Origin of the sequence: Micromonospora sp. MH99 (assembly GCF_021442385.1) — a bacterium.
Classification (GTDB): Bacteria; Actinomycetota; Actinomycetes; order Mycobacteriales; family Micromonosporaceae; genus Micromonospora.
The window spans coordinates 35,818-54,073 of record NZ_MUZA01000043.1 but is presented as its reverse complement, the minus strand read 5'-3'; the positions used below and the strand labels follow the sequence as shown (position 1 = coordinate 54,073).

The window sequence follows — 18,256 nt, the reverse complement described above, 5'->3', positions numbered from 1 at the left end:
GCCGCGGGCCTGCTCCTCGCCGCGACCGCCATCCTGGTCCTCGGGCCGCCCGGGCCGCCGTCGGCCCTCGGGCTGGCGGCGGTCGGCACGGCCGCCGTCGTGCCGCCACTGAGCTGGTACGCCGGACGCTCGGCGGCCCGGGCGGGCCGGCGGCCGGTGTCCGCCTTCCGGGCGGTCATGCTGGTGGCCCTCATCGACGTCGTTCTGCTGGTGGCGAGCGGTCGGGTGGTGTGACGGGCACCCGGGAAGGTGGCATTGCCGGGTCCCCGTGCGGGCCTCGATCAGCTCCAACTACCCTGGAGCGCGGTCTGCGCGGGTATGGCCACCGTGCCCGGCGAGCGGCCGGGTGGGGATCGTAACGAGGAGGACCGACGTGACGCGCTCGATCAGGGGATCCCGGCGGGCGGCCCTGCTGCTGTCCGGGATGGCGGCGGCTACCAGCCTGCTCGCGTCCGGATGCGGCGCCGGCCAGATCGCCGAAACGGCTTTGAAGGAGCCGTCGGTCCAGGGCGTCAACCTCACGACCCCCAACGGCGCCTACTCGGTGCGTGGTCTGCTGGTCACCTACCCGGGCACCGAGGGTTACCGGGCCGGTCAGGACGCCCCGCTCAACGCCGTGATCTACAACGACTCGAAGAGCACCGTGACGGTCACCGTCACCACCCAGAGCGCGCGGGAGGTGTTGATCTCGGGTGGTTCGGCGAGCCCGACGCCGTCGGCGTCGGAGTCGGAGTCGGCGTCCGCCACTCCGTCGGCCTCCGCGTCCGGCTCGGCCACCCCGTCGGCGCCCGAGTCCCGCTCGGCCAGCCCGTCGGCGACCCCGTCCGAGACCGGTTCGTCGTCGGCGACGCCGTCGGCCCCGGAGTCGGCGCGGGCGTCGGGTTCGGCGAGCGCCGCCGCACCGGGTCAGCCCGCCCGGATCGAGCTGGCCCCGCTGAGCTACCTCCAGCTCAACTCGGAGGCCACCACCCAGCTGCGGCTGGTCGGCCTGACCGAGGCGCTGCGCTCCGGCCAGAACGTCGTCGTGACCTTCGACTTCGGCAACGGCAACACGGTCACCGGCCAGGCGCCGATCGCCGTCCCGCTCACCCCGGCCGCGCCCGCCTCGCCGATCATCGAGCGTGAGGGCGGCTACGAGGGCGACGAGGGCGGCACCACCCACGGCTGACCCGACCCCGACATCGACGAACACCCCGGCGTGGGAACCACCACGCCGGGGTGTTTTCGTCGTACGAGAGGGCTAGCGTCCCTGTGGTGACCACCTCCCGAACGACCTCTGGCCGTGGCGGCACGGCCGGTGCCGCCCGCGGCCGGTCCGCCACCCGCGACCCGCGTCCGGCGTACGAGTGCGACGCCTGCGGGCACCAGCCGCCCAAGTGGGTGGGTCGCTGCCCGGAGTGCGGCGAGTGGGGCTCGGTGGTCGAGTCCACGGTGACCGGCCCGACCGTCTCCGGTCGGGTGGTGAGCTCCCGGCTGCCGGCCGAGCCGGCCCGGCCGATCGCCACCATCAGCGCCGCTCCGGCGCGCGCCCGGCCCACCGGCGTGAGTGAGCTCGACCGGGTGCTCGGCGGTGGGCTGGTCCCCGGTGCCGTGGTGCTGCTCGCCGGCGAGCCCGGCGTGGGCAAGTCGACACTTCTGCTCGACGTGGCACAGCAGTGGGCGGTGGGCGCCGGCAGCCCTTCCCTGGTGGTCAGCGGCGAAGAGTCGGTAAGCCAGGTCCGGCTGCGTGCCGAGCGGATGGGCACCCTGCACGACCAGCTCTACCTGGCGGCCGAAAGCGACCTGGCCTCGGTGCTCGGGCACCTCGACGCGGTCAAGCCCGGCCTGCTGGTGCTCGACTCGGTGCAGACCATCTCGACGACCGGCACCGAGGGCGTGCCCGGTGGCGTCACGCAGGTGCGCGCGGTCACCGCCGCCCTGGTCTCGGTCGCCAAGGAACGCGGCATCGCCACCGTGCTGGTCGGCCACGTCACCAAGGACGGCCAGGTGGCCGGGCCCCGGGTGCTGGAGCACCTGGTCGACGTGGTGCTGCACTTCGAGGGCGACAAGCACTCCTCGCTGCGGCTGGTGCGCGGCGTCAAGAACCGGTTCGGCGCGGCCGACGAGGTCGGCTGCTTCGAGATGCACGAGGGCGGCATCAGCAGCCTGGCCGATCCGTCCGGGCTGTTCCTCACCCGCTACTCGGAACCCGTGCCCGGCACCTGCGTGACAGTGGCCATGGAGGGGCGGCGGGCCCTCGTCACCGAGGTGCAGGCGCTGATCGGCGCGACTGTCGCCGGTTCACCCCGTCGTACGGTCTCCGGCCTCGACTCTGCGCGCCTGGCCATGGTGCTCGCGGTGCTGCAACGGCGTACCGAGCGGTTGACCCTGCACGACCGTGAGGTCTTCGCGGCCACCGTGGGCGGCATCCGGGTGGTGGAGCCCGCGGCCGACCTCGCGGTCGCGCTGGCGGTCGCCTCCGGCGGGCTCAACCTGGCGATCGCGCCGCACCTCGTGGCGATCGGCGAGGTGGGGTTGACCGGCGAGGTGCGCCGGGTGGGAGCGGTGCCGCGCCGGCTCGCCGAGGCGGCCCGCCTGGGGTTCAAGGTGGCGCTGGTGCCGACCGGCTGTGGGCCGGCCAGCACGGGCGCCGGGCCCGACGGGATGCGGGTGACCGAGGTCACTGATGTCCGCTCCGCGCTGCACCATGCGGCCCGCGCGTCCGCTGAGTGACCGAGCGTGTCGACGCGAGCGGCGATACCGGACAGCATCGGCGCAAGTGGAAACGGTTCGAAGGGCGGCATCGTGACACATCACAGTAACCACGACAGCACCCACCGCACGGCAGTCCGTAGACTGTGCCCGTGCCGATCGACCGCGATACCACCAAGCCTGCCGGTGCGCCGCCCCAGGCCCGCACCGGCGCCGTGGGCTCGCCAGCCCGCCCGATCAGCGTGAGTGTGACCGCCGCTGCCGGGAGCGCCGGCGATCCGCTGCGGGCGAACCTCGCCCTGATGGCACCCGGCACCGCGCTGCGGGACGGGTTGGAGCGCATCCTGCGGGGGCGCACCGGCGCGCTCATCGTGCTCGGCTACGACAAGGTCGTCGAGGGTCTCTGCACCGGCGGCTTCCCGCTGGACGTCGAGTTCTCCGCGACCCGGGTGCGGGAGCTGTGCAAGATGGACGGGGCCGTGGTGCTCTCCAGCGACGGCACCCGCATCGTCCGGGCGGCCGTGCACCTGATGCCCGACCCGTCCATCCCGACGGAGGAGTCGGGCACCCGGCACCGCACCGCGGAGCGGGTCGCCCGGCAGACCGGCTACCCGGTGATCTCGGTCAGCCAGTCGATGCGGATCATCAGCCTCTACGTCAACGGTCAGCGGCACGTGCTGGACGACTCGGCGGCGATCCTGTCCCGGGCCAACCAGGCGCTGGCCACCCTCGAGCGGTACAAGCTGCGCCTGGACGAGGTCTCCGGCACGCTCTCCGCGCTCGAGATCGAAGACCTGGTCACCGTGCGGGACGCGGTGGCGGTTGTGCAGCGTCTGGAGATGGTCCGCCGGATCGCCGACGAGATCGCCGGTTACGTCGTCGAGTTGGGCACCGACGGGCGACTGCTCGCCCTTCAGCTCGACGAGCTGATGGCCGGGGTCGACGCCGACCGCACGCTGGTCATCCGGGACTACCTCCCGGTCGGCCGCAAGTCCCGCACGCTGGACGAGGCGCTGGTCGAGCTGGATCTGCTCGGCGCCACCGAGCTGATCGACCTGGTGTCGGTCGCCAAGGCCATCGGCTACCCGGCCGCATCGGACGCGCTGGACGCCGCCGTCAGCCCGCGCGGCTTCCGGCTGCTGGCCAAGGTGCCGCGTCTGCCGGTGGCCGTGGTCGACCGCCTGGTGCTGCACTTCGGCAGCCTTCAGCGGCTGCTGGGCGCGACCGTGGAAGACCTGCAGGCCGTCGAGGGCGTGGGCGACGCCCGTGCCCGGGGCGTCCGGGAGGGCCTGTCCCGGCTCGCCGAGGCATCCATCCTGGAGCGGTACGTCTGATCCGGCTCAGCCGGTGATGGTGATCTTCACGGGTGCGCTGTACTTGGTGCCGACCCGCGCGAACACCTGGTACGTCCCGGCCGGCGGGAAGGGGCCGGCGGCCAGCCCGGCGCCGTCGCAGCGGGTGGTGTCCCGCCCGTTCCAGCCCACCTGGTAGGAGCGCTCGAACCCGGGCGTGAAGGACTGGACATCCGAGCCCTGGACCTTGCCGCAGGTGTCCGAGGACCACACCTTCTCGGCGCCGGCCTTGATGAAGATCTCCTGAAGGTCGGCGCCGACGTTGCGGCTGCACGTCCGCTGCGAGGTGTTCTTGATCTTCAGTTGCAGGTCGACCACCGCACCGCGCTGGACCGACGTGGGCCGCGCCACCGAGGTCACGCTGATCTCCGCGTCGGTGCAGGTGCCGTCGTCGACCGATCCGGCCGCGCCCGGCGGCGGGTCGTTGCTGGTGGTCTCGGGGCTCGGGTCCGTGGTGTTCGGACCGGCCGACCCGTCCGGAGCATTCGACTCGGCGGGCGCGGACGCCGACGGCGCCCCGGTCTGCGGGCTCAACAGCGGACCGCCCGGCCCGGGACTCGCCGTGGACGTCGGAGTCGACGTCGAGCCCGCCCCCGCATTCGGTTTGTCGCCGGAGCGGCTCGACCCGGTGCAGGAGTAGAGCAGGACAATCAGGAAAAGAAGCCCCGCTCCGAGTACGACGGCGCGACGCCGCCAGTACACGGCGGGTGGCAGGGGGCCGACCGTCAGACGCATGATGCCCCCCACCGTAGCCGCGCGGCACCCACCAGCCCGTCACGACGCGCCGGAGCGTCACCGGGCCACCGTGGCCAATCTCCACAAAGGACGGAAGCGCCGACGGTCCGCAGCCCGCTCAGAGGTAGACCTTGCGCTGGTAGACGGCGTGCGCGCCGGCCACCCGATCCAGGAAGAGCAGCCCCGCGCAGTGGTCGATCTCGTGCTGCAACGCCCGCGCCTCGAAGCCGTCCGTCACCAACCGGACCGCCGCGCCGGTGCCCGGCAGGTCACCCTCCACCACCAGCCGACTGGCCCGCTTCACATCCCCGGTCAGGTCCGGCACCGACATGCACCCCTCCCGGCCCGGCTTCCAACGGGTCGCCTCGACCACCCGGGCATTGCAGAGCACGAAGGTGCCGTGCACGGTGACCGCCTTCGGATGCCCTGTCACGTCGACGGCGAAGACCCGCGCAGGCACACCGACCTGCGGCGCCGCCAACCCCACGCAGCCCGGCGACACCCGCATCGTGGCGACCAGGTCGGCGGCCAGCCGGACCGTCTCCTCGGCCGTCGGATCGACATCGTCCCCGGCCCGGCTCAACACCGGATGCGGGGCCGAGACCACGGCCCGCACCTCGCCCGCCACCGCCAGCGACTCCGGCGTCCAGTCCCCCAGACCGGCGTACGCCTCGACATCCCGGCCGGCGTCCGGCCCGCTCCGCCCGTCGCTCACAGCAGATCCGGGTCTGCCGGCCGGAGGGTGACCTCGACCCCCAACTCGGCGGCCGTCCGGTGCAGCCGTCCCGTCACCGCCTCGGCCACCCCCGCCGGCAACTCGACCTCGGCCAACACCACGTAGAGCGAACCCGCCAGGCGGGTGCTCAGGTCGGTCACGTTGCCACCGGCGTCCACCAGCACCCGGGTCATCGCCGCGACGATGCCCATCCGGTCCGACCCGTGCACCGCAAGCACGTACGGCTCGCCGGCCGGGGCCACCTCACCGTCGGGCGTCACCGCGCGGACTGTCGCCAACAGCTGCCCCTCGGCGGCCAGCGGCGCCAGCGCCGCCTCCACACCTGCGGCGTCCGGCCCGGTGCAGATGAGGGTCATCGCGAAATGCCCCCGCAGACGGGTCATCGTGCTGTCGGTGAGGTTCGCGCCCAGCTGGGCCAGCACCTCGGCGACGTCGGCCACGATGCCCGGCCGGTCCCGACCGATGACGGTGATCGCGAGCTCGTTCATCCGCGCATTCTGCCCGATCCGCCCACCGCCACCGCGACACCCCGCCCGAGCCGCCCATCCAGCGGGACCGGACCGCGTGACATCATCGACGGCGCCATGACTCAACCCGATTTCGCCACAGTGGTCAGCCGGTGGTTCCAGCAGCACGCCCGTGACCTGCCGTGGCGGAAACCCGGGGTCAGCCCGTGGGCCATCCTGGTCAGCGAGGTCATGCTCCAGCAGACCCCGGTCGTCCGGGTCGTGCCGGCCTGGCACGCCTGGCTGGCCCGCTGGCCCGACCCGGCCGCGCTGGCAGCCGACACCCCGGCCGAAGCGATCCGCATGTGGGGGCGCCTCGGCTATCCCCGCCGGGCCGTCCGACTGCGGGAGTGCGCGATCGCGATCGTGGACCGGCACGGCGGTCAGGTGCCGGACCGGTTGGAGCAGTTGCTGGCGCTGCCCGGCGTGGGCACCTACACGGCGCGTGCGGTGGCCGCGTTCGCGTACGGGCAGCGACATCCGGTGGTCGACACCAACGTACGACGGGTGGTCTGTCGCGCCGTTGCCGGTGAACCGGACGCCGGACCGGTCACCCGACCCGCCGACCTGGTCGCCACCGAGGAACTGCTGCCCGCGGAGCCCGCCGCCGCGGCACTGGCCAGCGCCGCGTTCATGGAGCTGGGAGCGGTGCTCTGCACGGCCCGGTCACCACGGTGCACGGCCTGCCCGGTCGAGTCGGTCTGCGCGTGGCGGGCCTCCGGGCAGGCGCCGGCAACCGGCCCGACCCGCCGCCCCCAGCGGTACGCGGGCACCGACCGGCAGGTACGCGGACTGCTGCTCGGGGTTCTCCGGGAAACCACCGGGCCGGTCCCGCACCAGCGCCTCGACCAGGTCTGGACCGACGACGTGCAGCGCGCCCGGGCGTTGGCCGGCCTCGTACAGGACGGGCTGGTGGAACCGGTCGGCACCGACTCGTTCCGGCTGGCCGGCGACGGCCCGGCCCTGCCAACGGCCGACCTCACGACCTGACCTGCCTTCCGCCCCGCGCATCCTGCCCAGCGACCCGCTGGCCGCCCGCCAACTCCGGTCGGGACCGCACCGGCATGCACAACCGCGCGCGCTCCAAGCCCCGCCGCAGGCCCACACCACGCTCGCCCACGCACCTTCTCGCTGCATGCCGCGCTCCGCTGGCAGCTCACCCCAAGATCGTGCTCGATCCTGGATGTAGTGGTGTCAGACCCGGCGAATGCCACTACATCCTGGATCGAGCACGATCTTGCGGACGGAGGCCCCGTCGCAGGCCACAACATCAGGGAAACTGCTGCCTCCGGACGCCCTGAGGCGACACTTTCCCTGATGTTGCGCGGATCTTGTCGGCCGTGGCAGCACGAACGGCGACGGCGAGCGGGCGAGCAGGCGGGCGACGCGAGCGAGCGAGCGAGCGACGGCGGGCGAGCGAGCGACGGCGGGCGAGCGGGTGGGCGGGCGACGCGAGCGGGTGGGCGGGCGACGGCGGGCGGGTGGGTGGGTGCTGCGCGTCGGGGAGGGCGGCTTGGAGATCGGCTTCGGCGACGGCCTGCTCCTCGCCGATCACCCGAGCCTTGGGTTCCGGCCGGTCGTCGGCTGCGGTGGCCGGCCGGGGTGGTCGCGGGGGGTGTCGAGCGGGGGCGGGGTGTTGCCTGTGCGGTTAGCGCACAAAGGCGGGGCCCCGGTGGCTTGCGCCACCGGGGCCCCGCCCCCTGCTGCTGGTCGTGCTACTCGTCGGCGCCCGCCGCAGCGGTGCCGGCGGCGGTGCCACCGAGGTCGGCGGGGACGGCGTCCGGAACCTCGACCGGCTTGTCCGCACCGTGGAAGACGAGCTTGGACTTGTCGATGTCGTTCGGGTCGCCCTCGCAGTCCACCACGACGATCTGACCGGGGGTCAGCTCGTTGAAGAGGATCCGCTCGGAGAGGTTGTCCTCGATGTCGCGCTGAATCGTGCGACGAAGCGGACGGGCACCAAGCACCGGGTCGAAGCCCTTCGCCGCCAGGTACTTCTTGGCGTTGTCGGTCAGCTCCAGACCCATGTCCTTGTTGCGCAGCTGCGTCTCGATCCGCTGGATCATGATGTCCACGATGGAGAGGATCTCGGTCTGGCGCAGCTGGTGGAAAACGATGGTGTCGTCGATCCGGTTGAGGAACTCAGGCCGGAAGTGCTGCTTGAGCTCGTCGTTGACCTTCTGCTTCATCCGGTCGTAGTTGGACTCGGAGTCCTCCGACGCCTGGAAGCCCAGCGACACCGCCTTGGCCACGTCGCGGGTGCCCAGGTTGGTGGTCAGGATGATGACCGTGTTCTTGAAGTCCACGATCCGACCCTGACCGTCGGTGAGCCGACCGTCTTCCAGGATCTGCAGGAGCGTGTTGAACACGTCCGGGTGGGCCTTCTCGATCTCGTCGAAGAGAACCACCGAGAACGGCCGACGCCGCACCTTCTCGGTCAGCTGCCCGCCCTCGTCGTAGCCGACGTAGCCGGGAGGGGCACCCACGAGGCGGGACACCGTGTACCGGTCGTGGAACTCGGACATGTCCAGCTGGATGAGGGCGTCCTCGCTGCCGAAGAGGAACTCGGCGAGCGCCTTGGACAGCTCGGTCTTACCGACACCGGACGGGCCGGCGAAGATAAACGAGCCCGACGGGCGCTTCGGGTCCTTCAGGCCGGCCCGGGTACGCCGGATCGCCTTCGAGACCGCCTTGACCGCGTCCTCCTGGCCGATGACGCGCTTGTGCAGCTCGTCCTCCATGCGCAGCAGGCGCGAGGTCTCCTCCTCGGTCAGCTTGTAGACCGGGATGCCCGTCCAGTTGCCGAGCACCTCGGCGATCTGCTCGTCGTCAACCTCGCTGACGACGTCCAGGTCACCGGCCTTCCACTCCTTCTCCCGCTGAGCCTTCTGGCCGAGGAGCTGCTTCTCCTTGTCGCGCAGCTGGGCGGCGCGCTCGAAGTCCTGCGCGTCGATCGCGGACTCCTTGTCGCGGCGCACCTGGGCGATGCGCTCGTCGAAGTCACGCAGGTCTGGCGGCGCGGTCATCCGACGGATCCGCATCCGGGCGCCGGCCTCGTCGATCAGGTCGATCGCCTTGTCCGGCAGGAAGCGGTCGGAGATGTACCGGTCGGCAAGCGTCGCCGCAGCCACCAGGGCGGCGTCGGTGATGCTCACCCGGTGATGCGCCTCGTAACGGTCGCGCAGGCCCTTGAGGATCTCGATGGTGTGCGCCAGCGACGGCTCACCCACCTGGATCGGCTGGAACCGGCGCTCGAGAGCGGCGTCCTTCTCCAGGTGCTTGCGGTACTCGTCGAGCGTGGTGGCGCCGATGGTCTGCAGCTCACCGCGGGCCAGCATCGGCTTGAGGATGCTCGCGGCGTCGATCGCGCCCTCGGCGGCACCCGCACCCACCAGGGTGTGGATCTCGTCGATGAACAGGATGATGTCGCCGCGGGTGCGGATCTCCTTGAGCACCTTCTTGAGGCGCTCCTCGAAGTCACCGCGGTAGCGGGAACCGGCGACCAGGGCACCGAGGTCGAGCGTGTAGAGCTGCTTGTCCTTGAGAGTCTCGGGCACCTCGCCCTTGATGATCTTCTGGGAAAGCCCCTCCACCACGGCGGTCTTACCGACGCCGGGCTCACCGATCAGGACCGGGTTGTTCTTGGTACGGCGGGAGAGCACCTGCATGACCCGCTCGATTTCCTTCTCGCGCCCGATGACCGGGTCGAGCTTGCCCTCACGGGCGGCCTGGGTCAGGTTGCGGCCGAACTGGTCCAGCACGAGGCTGGTCGACGGCGCGGCCTCACCCGGCGCGGCACCCGCCGCGGCGGGCTCCTTGCCCTGGTAGCCGGAGAGCAGCTGGATCACCTGCTGGCGGACCCGGTTGAGGTCGGCGCCGAGCTTGACCAGCACCTGGGCGGCGACGCCCTCGCCCTCACGGATCAGCCCGAGCAGGATGTGCTCAGTGCCGATGTAGTTGTGGCCGAGCTGCAGCGCCTCGCGCAGCGACAGCTCCAGCACCTTCTTGGCCCGCGGCGTGAACGGGATGTGCCCGCTCGGCGCCTGCTGGCCCTGGCCGATGATCTCCTCGACCTGCTGGCGGACGCCCTCCAGGGAGATGCCGAGGCTCTCCAGGGCCTTTGCCGCGACGCCTTCACCTTCGTGGATCAGGCCCAGCAGGATGTGTTCCGTACCGATGTAGTTGTGGTTGAGCATCCGGGCCTCTTCTTGGGCCAGGACGACAACCCGTCGCGCTCGGTCGGTGAACCGCTCGAACATGCCCTCGTGCTCCTCACGTGCCGTGCGCCTTGATGGTCAAGATCTTGGCGGGGCCGGTGCACGAACGTCCAGGACGGGCGTCCGTGCCTCCTTACTCTATCGTCGCTGACCGACTCAGCTGAGGTCGTGTCTCTCCGGTCTGGGTCAGTTCCACGTCGTTTTGCACAACCGTCCGCGCTCAGGAGGTGTTCCGGTACCCCTGGCGCTACGCGCAGAGCGAAATCCGACCGACCCCACGGAAGGCTCCGCAGGGCCCGGGGAGGGCCTTCGACGGCCTCCAGCGGGTGTCGCGGGGGGCGAGCGCCGGTCGTCGGCACCGTTCGGGCTGCCGCACCCGACCCCTTTCGGGAAGTTGTCCACAGGTTGTGGATAGTTACTCCACCGCCTGTGGACAACGCCGGCCGGGCCGGGAAACATTCCGGCCGGCCCGTCCCGGGCGCGGATACGGCGACGCCGGCCCGGAGGATGCTCCGGCCCGGCGTCGATGTCGCCCTTGCGGTGGCGGCTGCCACCGGTCAGCTGAACGGATCAGCGCTTGGCGTGGTACTCGTCGACGATCTCCTGCGGGATACGGCCCCGGTCCGAGATGTCCTTGCCGGACTTCTTGGCCCACTCCCGGATCGCCTTGTTCTGCTCCCGGTCGGCGGTGGCGCCACCCCGACCGCGGGCGGCCCGCCCACCGATCACCACACCACCGCGACCCACCTTGGTGCCGGCGCCGACGTACGGAGCGAATACGTCGCGCAATTTCGCGGCGTTGGCACCGGACAGGTCGATCTCGTACTGAACGCCGTCGAGCGCGAACTTGACGGTCTCGTCAGCGTCCCCACCGTCCAGGTCATCGACCAGCTTGTGAATGATCTGCTTGGCCACGTCCCACATTCCTTTCGAGCAGGGCGCTCCTGCTAACGAGAGCACAATAACCCCCGCGCTGCTCGCCCCGTCAATAGGATGCCGTTACGACTCGCTGGGAGTCGGCGGACGACTACTCCGGGCGGACCAACGGGAAGAGGATCGTTTCCCGAATTCCGAGGCCGGTCAGGGCCATCAACAGCCGGTCGATTCCCATTCCCATACCCCCGGCTGGCGGCATTCCGTACTCCATGGCCCGGAGAAAGTCCTCGTCGAGACGCATCGCCTCGTCGTCGCCACGGGCGGCCAACTGCGCCTGGGCCACCAGCCGTTCCCGCTGCACCACCGGGTCGACCAGCTCGGAGTACGCGGTGCCCAGCTCGAAGCCGAGAACGTAGAGGTCCCACTTTTCGGCCAGCCCCGGCTCGCTGCGGTGCGCCCGGGTCAGCGGGCTGGTCTCCTCCGGGTAGTCGCGTACGAAGGTGGGCGCCTGCAGGCCCGGGACGACCAGTTCCTCGAACAGTTCCTCGGCGAGCTTGCCCGGGCCCCACTTCGGGTCCACGGCCAATCCCACCTTGTCCGCGTACTCCACCAGCCGGGAACGGTCGGTGCGGACGGTGACCTCCTCGCCGAGTGCCTCGGAAAGGACACCGAACAGGGTCACCGACCGCCACTCGCCGCCCAGGTCGAACTCCCGCCCGTCGGCATGGGTCACCACCGTCGACCCGCTGACCGCGATCGCCGCCTGTTGCACGAGATTGCGGGTCAACTCGGCCATCGTGTCGTAGTCGCCGTACGCCTGGTACGTCTCCAGCATCGCGAACTCCGGTGAGTGCGAGGAGTCGACACCCTCATTACGGAAGTTACGGTTGATCTCGAAGACGCGGTCCACACCACCAACGACCGCGCGCTTCAAAAACAGTTCCGGAGCGATTCGCAGATACAGATCGGTGCTCAACGCATTGCTGTGGGTCACGAAGGGTCGGGCCGTCGCGCCACCGTGCAGGAGTTGCAGCATCGGCGTTTCCACCTCGATGAAGCCCTGGCCGTGCAGTGAATCGCGCAGGCTACGCACCGCCGCCGCCCGGGTGCGGACCATCTGCCGGGCCTGCGGCCGGACGATCAGATCGACGTAGCGCTGCCGGACCCGAGCCTCCTCGGAGAGCGGCTTGTGGGCCACCGGGAGCGGCCGCAGGGCCTTGGCCGTCATCTCCCACCGCTGCGCGAGCACGGACAGCTCGCCCCGGCGGCTGGTGATCACCTCACCGGTCACGCCGACGTGGTCGCCCAGGTCGACCAGGCGCTTCCACGCCTCCAGCCCCTCCGGACCGACCCGGTCCAGGGAGAGCATGGCCTGCAACTCGGTGCCGTCGCCGTCCCGCAGGGTGGCGAAGCAGAGCTTGCCGGTGTTGCGTACGAAGATCACCCGGCCGGTGACCGACACCTGGTCGCCGGTGGCGGTGTCGGTGGGCAGGTCCGCGTACTTGGCGCGGATCTCGGCGAGCGTCGTGGTGCGGGGGAAACCGACCGGGTACGGCTCCACGCCCTCGGCGAGCATCCGGTCCCGCTTCTCCCGGCGGACCTTCATCTGCTCGGGAAGGTCGTCGGCGGGGTCCACTGGCACGGCGTTCTGCTCGGTCACGGCACGCTTCCTCGTCACGAAGACTACGGGGGGTCAGGCCCGAGCGTACTCAAGCGCTCAGGTGGTCGTTATCGGATAACCTGCCCGCCATGGCGGATCACACTCAGGCGCTCTCGTTCGGCGTGGCCGCAGCCGACTATGACCGGTTTCGGCCCCGCTATCCGGTGCCGGCCGTGCGGTGGGCGCTCGACGGGCTGGGCGATTCCGCCGAGGTCGTCGACCTGGGCGCCGGCACCGGCATCCTCACCCGGGGAGTGCTCGCTCTCGGCCACCGGGTGACCCCGGTGGAGCCGGACCCCAAGATGCGCACCCAGCTGGACGCCGCCACCCCCGGCGTCACCGCTCTGGCCGGCGGCGCCGAGTCGCTGCCGCTGCCCGACGGGCTCGCCGACGCCGTGGTGGTGGGCCAGGCGTACCACTGGTTCGACCGGGAGCTGGCGCACGCCGAGATCGCACGGGTGCTGCGGCCCGGCGGGACATTCGCCCCGATCTGGAACCTCCGGGACGATCGGATCGAGTGGGTCGCCGAGCTGGGCCGGATCGCCCACATGGGGGACAGCGCCGGCAGCGTGCTGGACAGGTACGCCGACTTCGGCCCCGCGTTCGAGCCGATCGAGTTGGGCGAGTTCACCCACCACACCACGCTCACGCCGGACGAGTTCATCGCGATGCTGCACACCCGCTCGTACTGGCTCACCGCCGGACCCGAGCGACGGGAGCGCATCGACCGGGAACTGGGCGACCTCTTCGCGGGCCATCCCGAGCTGGCCGGGCGGGAAACCGTCGACCTGCCGTACCGCACGGTCGTGCTGCGGGCCCGGCGGCGCTGAGGGCCCGCCCGCGGGCCGGCCCCGGCGGCGGCCGTGGGTCACAGGTTGCGGTCGTAGACCATCCGCAGGCCGATCAGCGTGATCATCGGCTCGTGGTGGGTGATGGTGCTGCACTCGTTGATCACCAGGGAGGCGAGGCCGCCGGTGGCGATCACCGCCTTCACCTCGCCCAACTCCTCGGTCATCCGCTCGACGATCCGGTCCACCTGCCCGGCGAACCCGAAGTAGAGACCGGCCTGCAGGCACTCCACGGTGTTCTTGCCGATCACCGAGCGGGGCTTGGTGGCCTCGACCTTGCGCAGCTGGGCGGCGCGGGCGGCCAGCGCGTCGAAGGAGATCTCGATGCCCGGGGCGAACGCCCCGCCCAGGAACTCGCCCCGGCCGCTGATCACGTCGAAGTTGGTGGTGGTGCCGAAGTCCACAACTATCGACGGCCCGCCGTAGAGGGTGAACGCGGCAAGCGTGTTCACCACCCGGTCGGCACCCACCTCCTTCGGGTTGTCGATCGCCAGCTGCACCCCGGTCCGCACGCCCGGCTCGACGATCACGCTCGGCAGGTCGGCGTAGTAGCGGCCCAGCATGGTCCGCAGCGACCGCAGCGCGGCCGGCACCGTGGAGCAGGCGGCCACGCCGGTGATCTCGACGTTGTCCCCGGCGAGCAGGCCCCGGAACATCAGGCCCAGCTCGTCCGCCGTCGAGCGGGCATCGGTCTTGATCCGCCAGGAGTGCACCAGCTTGTCGCCGTCGAAGGTCGCCAGCACGGTGTTGGTGTTTCCGATGTCGATGCAGAGCAGCACTGTCGCAGCCTAGACAACTACTCGGTGCGCAGGTCCATCGCGATGTCCAGGATCGGCGACGAGTGGGTCAACGCGCCCACCGAGAGGAAGTCGACGCCGGTCGCCGCGTACCTGGCGGCCACCTCCAGGGTCAGCCCGCCGGTCGCCTCCAGCTCCGCCCGGTCGCCCACCGCGGCCACCGCCTCGGCCAGCACCTCCGGCGTCATGTTGTCGCAGAGCAGGAAGTCCGCCCCCGCCTCCACCGCCTCCACCGCCTCGGCGACAGTGGTCACCTCGACCTGCACCGGGACCTCCGGGAACGCCTCCCGGACCCGCCGGTACGCCGCAGTGATGCCCCCGGCCGCCAGCTTGTGGTTGTCCTTGATCATGGCCACGTCGTAGAGGCCCATCCGCTTGTTGGTGCCTCCGCCGGCCCGCACCGCGTACTTCTCCAGCGCCCGCAGGCCCGGCGTCGTCTTGCGGGTGTCCAGCACCATCGCCTTCGTGCCGGCCAGGGCGTCCGCCCAGGCACGCGTATGGGTGGCCACCCCGGACATCCGGCAGAGCAGGTTGAGCGCCGTCCGCTCGGCCGTCAGCAGCAGCCGGGTCGGGCCGGTCACCGTCGCCAGCACGTCGCCGCGGGCCACCCGCTCACCGTCGCGGGCCAGCACCGACACCTCGACGGTACGACCGAAGCCGGTCACCTCGCCCACCAGCTCGAACACGGCGGCGGCCACGGCCATCCCGGCCACCACGCCGTCGGCACGGGCCACCAGGTCGGCGGTGTCGGTCTGCTCCGCTCCGATGGTGGCCACGCTGGTGACGTCGAGGAAATCCGGCCCCAGATCCTCGACCAGCGCGCCCTCGATCACCCGCCGCACCTGCTCCGGGTCCAGCCCGGTCGCCCGCAACGCCGCCTCTGTCGACCCCGTCAATGCCACCTTGGTTCGCGACTGCGGGGCTCGCGAAACCGGCTCACTCCTCGCGCTCACTGGGCCATCTCCGTTCGCGACTGCGGGGCTCGCAACCCCGGCTCACTCCTCGCGCTCACTGGGCCATCTCCGTTCGCGACTGCGGGGCTCGCAACCCCGGCTCACTCCTCGCGCTCACTGTGCACTCCCCTCCCACTGCTCCGTCACCAGGCCCTGCGCCCCGACCGACCCGACCAGGTGGCCCAGCCACCGTTCGTCGGCCGTCGGGAAGTCCTCCCGCCAGTGGCAGCCCCGGGTCTCGGCGCGGGCGTACGCCGCCGCGACAAGCGTCGACGCCACCGTGAGCAGGTTGGTCGCCTCCCAGTCGGCGGTGCGCGGTCGGCCCCGGGCCGCGCCCAGCTCGGTGAGCGTCCCGGCCGTCTCGGCCAGCGTCGCTGCGGACCGGAGCACCCCGGCCCCCCGGGTCATCGCCCGCTGGAGCGTCGGCGTCACCCCGGCCGGCACGACCCAGCCCGCACCGCCGCGCCACGCGCCGACGTCCGCCGGCTGGGCCTGCTCGGGCAGGCCGGCCGCGATGTCGTCGGCGATCCGCCGGGAGAACACCAACCCCTCCAGCAGCGAGTTGCTGGCCAGCCGGTTCGCGCCGTGCACGCCCGTGCAGGCGACCTCGCCGCAGGCGTACAGGCCGGGGATCGACGTGCGGCCACGCAGATCGGTGCGGACGCCGCCGGAGGCGTAGTGGGCTGCCGGGGCGACCGGGATCAGGTCGGTGGCCGGGTCCACGCCGATCGCCAGGCAGGACGCCACGATGGTCGGGAACCGCCCGGCCAGGAAATCGCCGCCCAGATGGCGGGCGTCGAGAAAGACGTGGTCCGCGCCGCTGGCCATCAGCACCCGGTGGATGCCCTTGGCCACCACGTCCCGGGGGGCCAACTCGGCCAGCTCGTGCTGGCCCACCATGAACCGCTTGCCGTCGGAGTCCACCAGGTACGCGCCCTCGCCGCGCAGCGCCTCGGAGACCAGTGGCTGCTGCGCGTGCCCGGCGCCGGGCACCCCCGCGCCGGGCGGGGTGATCAGGGCGGTCGGGTGGAACTGGACGAACTCCACGTCGGTCACCGCCGCACCGGCCCGCATCGCCAGCGCCACCCCGTCGCCGGTGGAGACCGCCGGGTTGGTGGTGGCCGCGAAGATCTGCCCCATGCCGCCGGTGGCCAGCACCACGGCCCGCGCCAGCAACGCGCCGACGCCGTCCTCGCTGCCCTCACCGAGCACGTGCAGGGTGATCCCGCAGGCCGGACCGAGACCGTCCGGGCCGTCGCCGGGCGCCCGCAGCAGGTCCAGCACCAGGGCGTGCTCGACCAGCCGGATCCACGGGTCGCGCTGCACGGCGGCGTGCAGGGCCCGCTGCACCTCGGCGCCGGTGGCGTCCCCGCCCGCGTGCACGATCCGGTCCGCCCGGTGTCCACCCTCCCGGGTCAGCATCAGCGAACCGTCCGGGTGGCGATCGAACTCGGCCCCGATCCGCATCAGCTCCCGTAGCCGGGTCGGCCCCTCCTCGACGAGCACCCGGACCGCCGCGGGGTCGCAGAGCCCCACACCGGCGATCTCGGTGTCCCGGGCGTGCGCCGCGGGGGTGTCCGTCGGGTCGAGCACGGCGGCGATGCCGCCCTGCGCCCACCGGGTCGAGCCGTCGTCAATGTTGACCTTGGTGACGACCGTGACGTGCAGGCCCGCCTCACGCAGGTGCAACGCGGCGGTCAGTCCCGCGACCCCGGACCCCACCACGATCACGTCGGTGGTCTCCACCCAGCCGGGCTCGGGCGCGGCCAGCAGTCTGGGCAGGGCCGGCAGATCGACCGTCGGAACGTCCATCCCACCAGTCAACCCGAAGGATCCTCGCCGGGGGAGGCGGGGGCTCAACGAGTGGTTTGGGCTACCCCGTCCGGCCCGAACCGTGCCGCGCCGCTCACTTCGTCCGCACCGGCAGGCCGGCCGGACCGGCGCCCTTCAACGACGCGGTCACCGTACGGTCGCTCAGCCACAGGTAACAGCGCACTCCCCGGTCACCGACCCGCCAACGCCCCGCACCCGGCGGGCGCACCACCACCCCGCTGCGGAACCGCAGGTCGGAGTCGTCAGGCACGCCGACATAGCGGCCGAGGACGGTGCGGCAGCCGGTGTAGAGCGGGGCCCAGTCGGCATCCTTGGCCGGGTACGGCCGGTCCGGCGCGCGCCACACCCCGACGAACTCGGCGTCGTGCCGACCGCCGCACTCCACCGGGACCAGCGTCTGCACACCCCGGCCCGCCCCGGAGCGGGTCTGCTGGCAGCCCAACCGCAGCCCGGAGGCCCCCTTCAACGCGTCCCGCAGGCTGCCCGACCGGACCACCACCGTGGCCGCCGCCTCGACGGTCGTCAACTCGGTCAGGTCGCACCGGAACCAGCGGGAACCGGCCGCCCAGCCCGGCCCGGAGGGCAGCGCCACCGACAGCCGCAGCCGCCCCGCCCGCCAGTCGTCGCCCACGTACGCCGAGGCCCGGGTGTCGCACTCGGTGAACGCCCCGCGCAGCTCCACCGACCCGTTGGCCGGGGCGGCAGCCCGCTCCGGCGGGAACACCCCGACGTGCACGGTCTCCACCCGGTGCGGGCCGGCGCAGTCCATCGGTTGATAGGCGGCCAGCGTCACCACCTCGACGAAGTCGGCGGCCTGACACACCCCGACGGCCGGCGTGAACGCCATGGCCGGTGGCAGTGCCGCCCAGTCGTCGGTCAGGTCACCGTCCAGACCGCCGGACCCGGCGCAGCCGACCAGCAGCACTGCCGTGACGGCAGTGGCGAACAGGGTCGTCATGGCACGGCGCATCGCGGCCTCCCCCAGCCACCTACCGGCTTCCGCCAGCGTGCCCAGGGTAACCGCAAATGACCTTCCGGTGACAGACCGGAAT

At 71.8% G+C, this 18,256-nt stretch carries 15 protein-coding genes and 1 pseudogene; 6 read left to right on the top strand and 10 right to left on the bottom strand.

From position 1 onward, the window contains the following. From B0E54_RS21325 to disA, 4 genes and pseudogenes are all read left to right on the top strand, one after another. Positions 1-234 (top strand): annotated as a pseudogene (locus B0E54_RS21325) (hypothetical protein); the annotation flags it as partial. 139 nt (positions 235-373) lie between these two features. After that, complete coding sequence (locus B0E54_RS21320) at positions 374-1,168, top strand: hypothetical protein (RefSeq protein WP_234587523.1); 795 nt, start codon at positions 374-376, stop codon at positions 1,166-1,168. An 86-nt stretch (positions 1,169-1,254) separates the two neighbouring features. Then, positions 1,255-2,712 (top strand): DNA repair protein RadA, encoded by a 1,458-nt coding sequence (gene radA / locus B0E54_RS21315; protein ID WP_234587521.1) that lies wholly within the window; start codon positions 1,255-1,257, stop codon positions 2,710-2,712. A gap of 131 nt (positions 2,713-2,843) precedes the next feature. Next, on the top strand, positions 2,844-4,025 hold the full coding sequence (gene disA / locus B0E54_RS21310; RefSeq protein WP_007466050.1) for a DNA integrity scanning diadenylate cyclase DisA: 1,182 nt from the start codon (positions 2,844-2,846) through the stop codon (positions 4,023-4,025). 6 nt (positions 4,026-4,031) lie between these two features. On the opposite strand, the gene B0E54_RS21305 is transcribed toward disA, so the two are convergent. The 3 genes from B0E54_RS21305 to B0E54_RS21295 all read right to left on the bottom strand — a co-directional run bounded on the left by B0E54_RS21305 (position 4,032) and on the right by B0E54_RS21295 (position 6,002). Beyond that, the gene (locus tag B0E54_RS21305) at positions 4,032-4,778 is read right to left on the bottom strand and encodes a hypothetical protein (protein WP_234587519.1); all 747 of its coding nucleotides are present in this window, start codon (positions 4,776-4,778) and stop codon (positions 4,032-4,034) included. Between the two features lie 118 nt (positions 4,779-4,896). Next, positions 4,897-5,493 carry a peptide deformylase gene (locus tag B0E54_RS21300; RefSeq protein WP_234587517.1) on the bottom strand — a complete coding sequence of 199 codons (597 nt, stop codon included), beginning with the start codon at positions 5,491-5,493 and terminating at the stop codon, positions 4,897-4,899. Further along, positions 5,490-6,002, bottom strand: a complete 513-nt coding sequence (locus tag B0E54_RS21295; RefSeq protein WP_234587514.1) for a glycine cleavage system protein R — start codon at positions 6,000-6,002, stop codon at positions 5,490-5,492. The genes B0E54_RS21300 and B0E54_RS21295 overlap by 4 nt, the downstream gene beginning before the upstream one ends. Before the next feature lie 96 nt (positions 6,003-6,098). Between B0E54_RS21295 and B0E54_RS21290 the strand changes: the two genes are divergently transcribed. Continuing rightward, positions 6,099-7,010, top strand: coding sequence for an A/G-specific adenine glycosylase (locus B0E54_RS21290; protein WP_234587512.1), 912 nt, complete (start codon positions 6,099-6,101; stop codon positions 7,008-7,010). Between the two features lie 725 nt (positions 7,011-7,735). Here the strand turns inward: B0E54_RS21290 and B0E54_RS21285 are convergent. The 3 genes from B0E54_RS21285 to lysS form a co-directional block, all read right to left on the bottom strand. Further along, positions 7,736-10,279 carry an ATP-dependent Clp protease ATP-binding subunit gene (locus B0E54_RS21285; protein ID WP_234587510.1) on the bottom strand — a complete coding sequence of 848 codons (2,544 nt, stop codon included), beginning with the start codon at positions 10,277-10,279 and terminating at the stop codon, positions 7,736-7,738. 528 nt (positions 10,280-10,807) lie between these two features. After that, on the bottom strand, positions 10,808-11,152 hold the full coding sequence (locus B0E54_RS21280) for an Lsr2 family protein (RefSeq protein ID WP_234587506.1): 345 nt from the start codon (positions 11,150-11,152) through the stop codon (positions 10,808-10,810). Between the two features lie 112 nt (positions 11,153-11,264). Further along, positions 11,265-12,773, bottom strand: a complete 1,509-nt coding sequence (lysS, locus tag B0E54_RS21275; protein WP_234587501.1) for a lysine--tRNA ligase — start codon at positions 12,771-12,773, stop codon at positions 11,265-11,267. Between the two features lie 89 nt (positions 12,774-12,862). On the opposite strand from lysS, the gene B0E54_RS21270 reads away from it, so the two are divergent. Further along, complete coding sequence (locus B0E54_RS21270) at positions 12,863-13,603, top strand: class I SAM-dependent methyltransferase (RefSeq protein ID WP_234587499.1); 741 nt, start codon at positions 12,863-12,865, stop codon at positions 13,601-13,603. A gap of 38 nt (positions 13,604-13,641) precedes the next feature. On the opposite strand, the gene B0E54_RS21265 is transcribed toward B0E54_RS21270, so the two are convergent. The 4 genes from B0E54_RS21265 to B0E54_RS21250 form a co-directional block, all read right to left on the bottom strand. Then, positions 13,642-14,400 carry a type III pantothenate kinase gene (locus tag B0E54_RS21265; RefSeq protein WP_234587497.1) on the bottom strand — a complete coding sequence of 253 codons (759 nt, stop codon included), beginning with the start codon at positions 14,398-14,400 and terminating at the stop codon, positions 13,642-13,644. 17 nt (positions 14,401-14,417) lie between these two features. Next, entirely contained in the window at positions 14,418-15,314 is an 897-nt protein-coding gene (nadC, locus tag B0E54_RS21260; RefSeq protein WP_234587494.1) for a carboxylating nicotinate-nucleotide diphosphorylase, read from the bottom strand. A 171-nt stretch (positions 15,315-15,485) separates the two neighbouring features. Further along, positions 15,486-17,183 (bottom strand): L-aspartate oxidase, encoded by a 1,698-nt coding sequence (locus B0E54_RS21255; RefSeq protein ID WP_234587489.1) that lies wholly within the window; start codon positions 17,181-17,183, stop codon positions 15,486-15,488. Positions 17,184-17,277: 94 nt separating this feature from the next. Next, a complete protein-coding gene (locus B0E54_RS21250) occupies positions 17,278-18,174 on the bottom strand; it encodes a septum formation family protein (protein ID WP_234587486.1) in 897 nt (298 codons plus the stop codon). Positions 18,175-18,256: the final 82 nt, after the last annotated feature.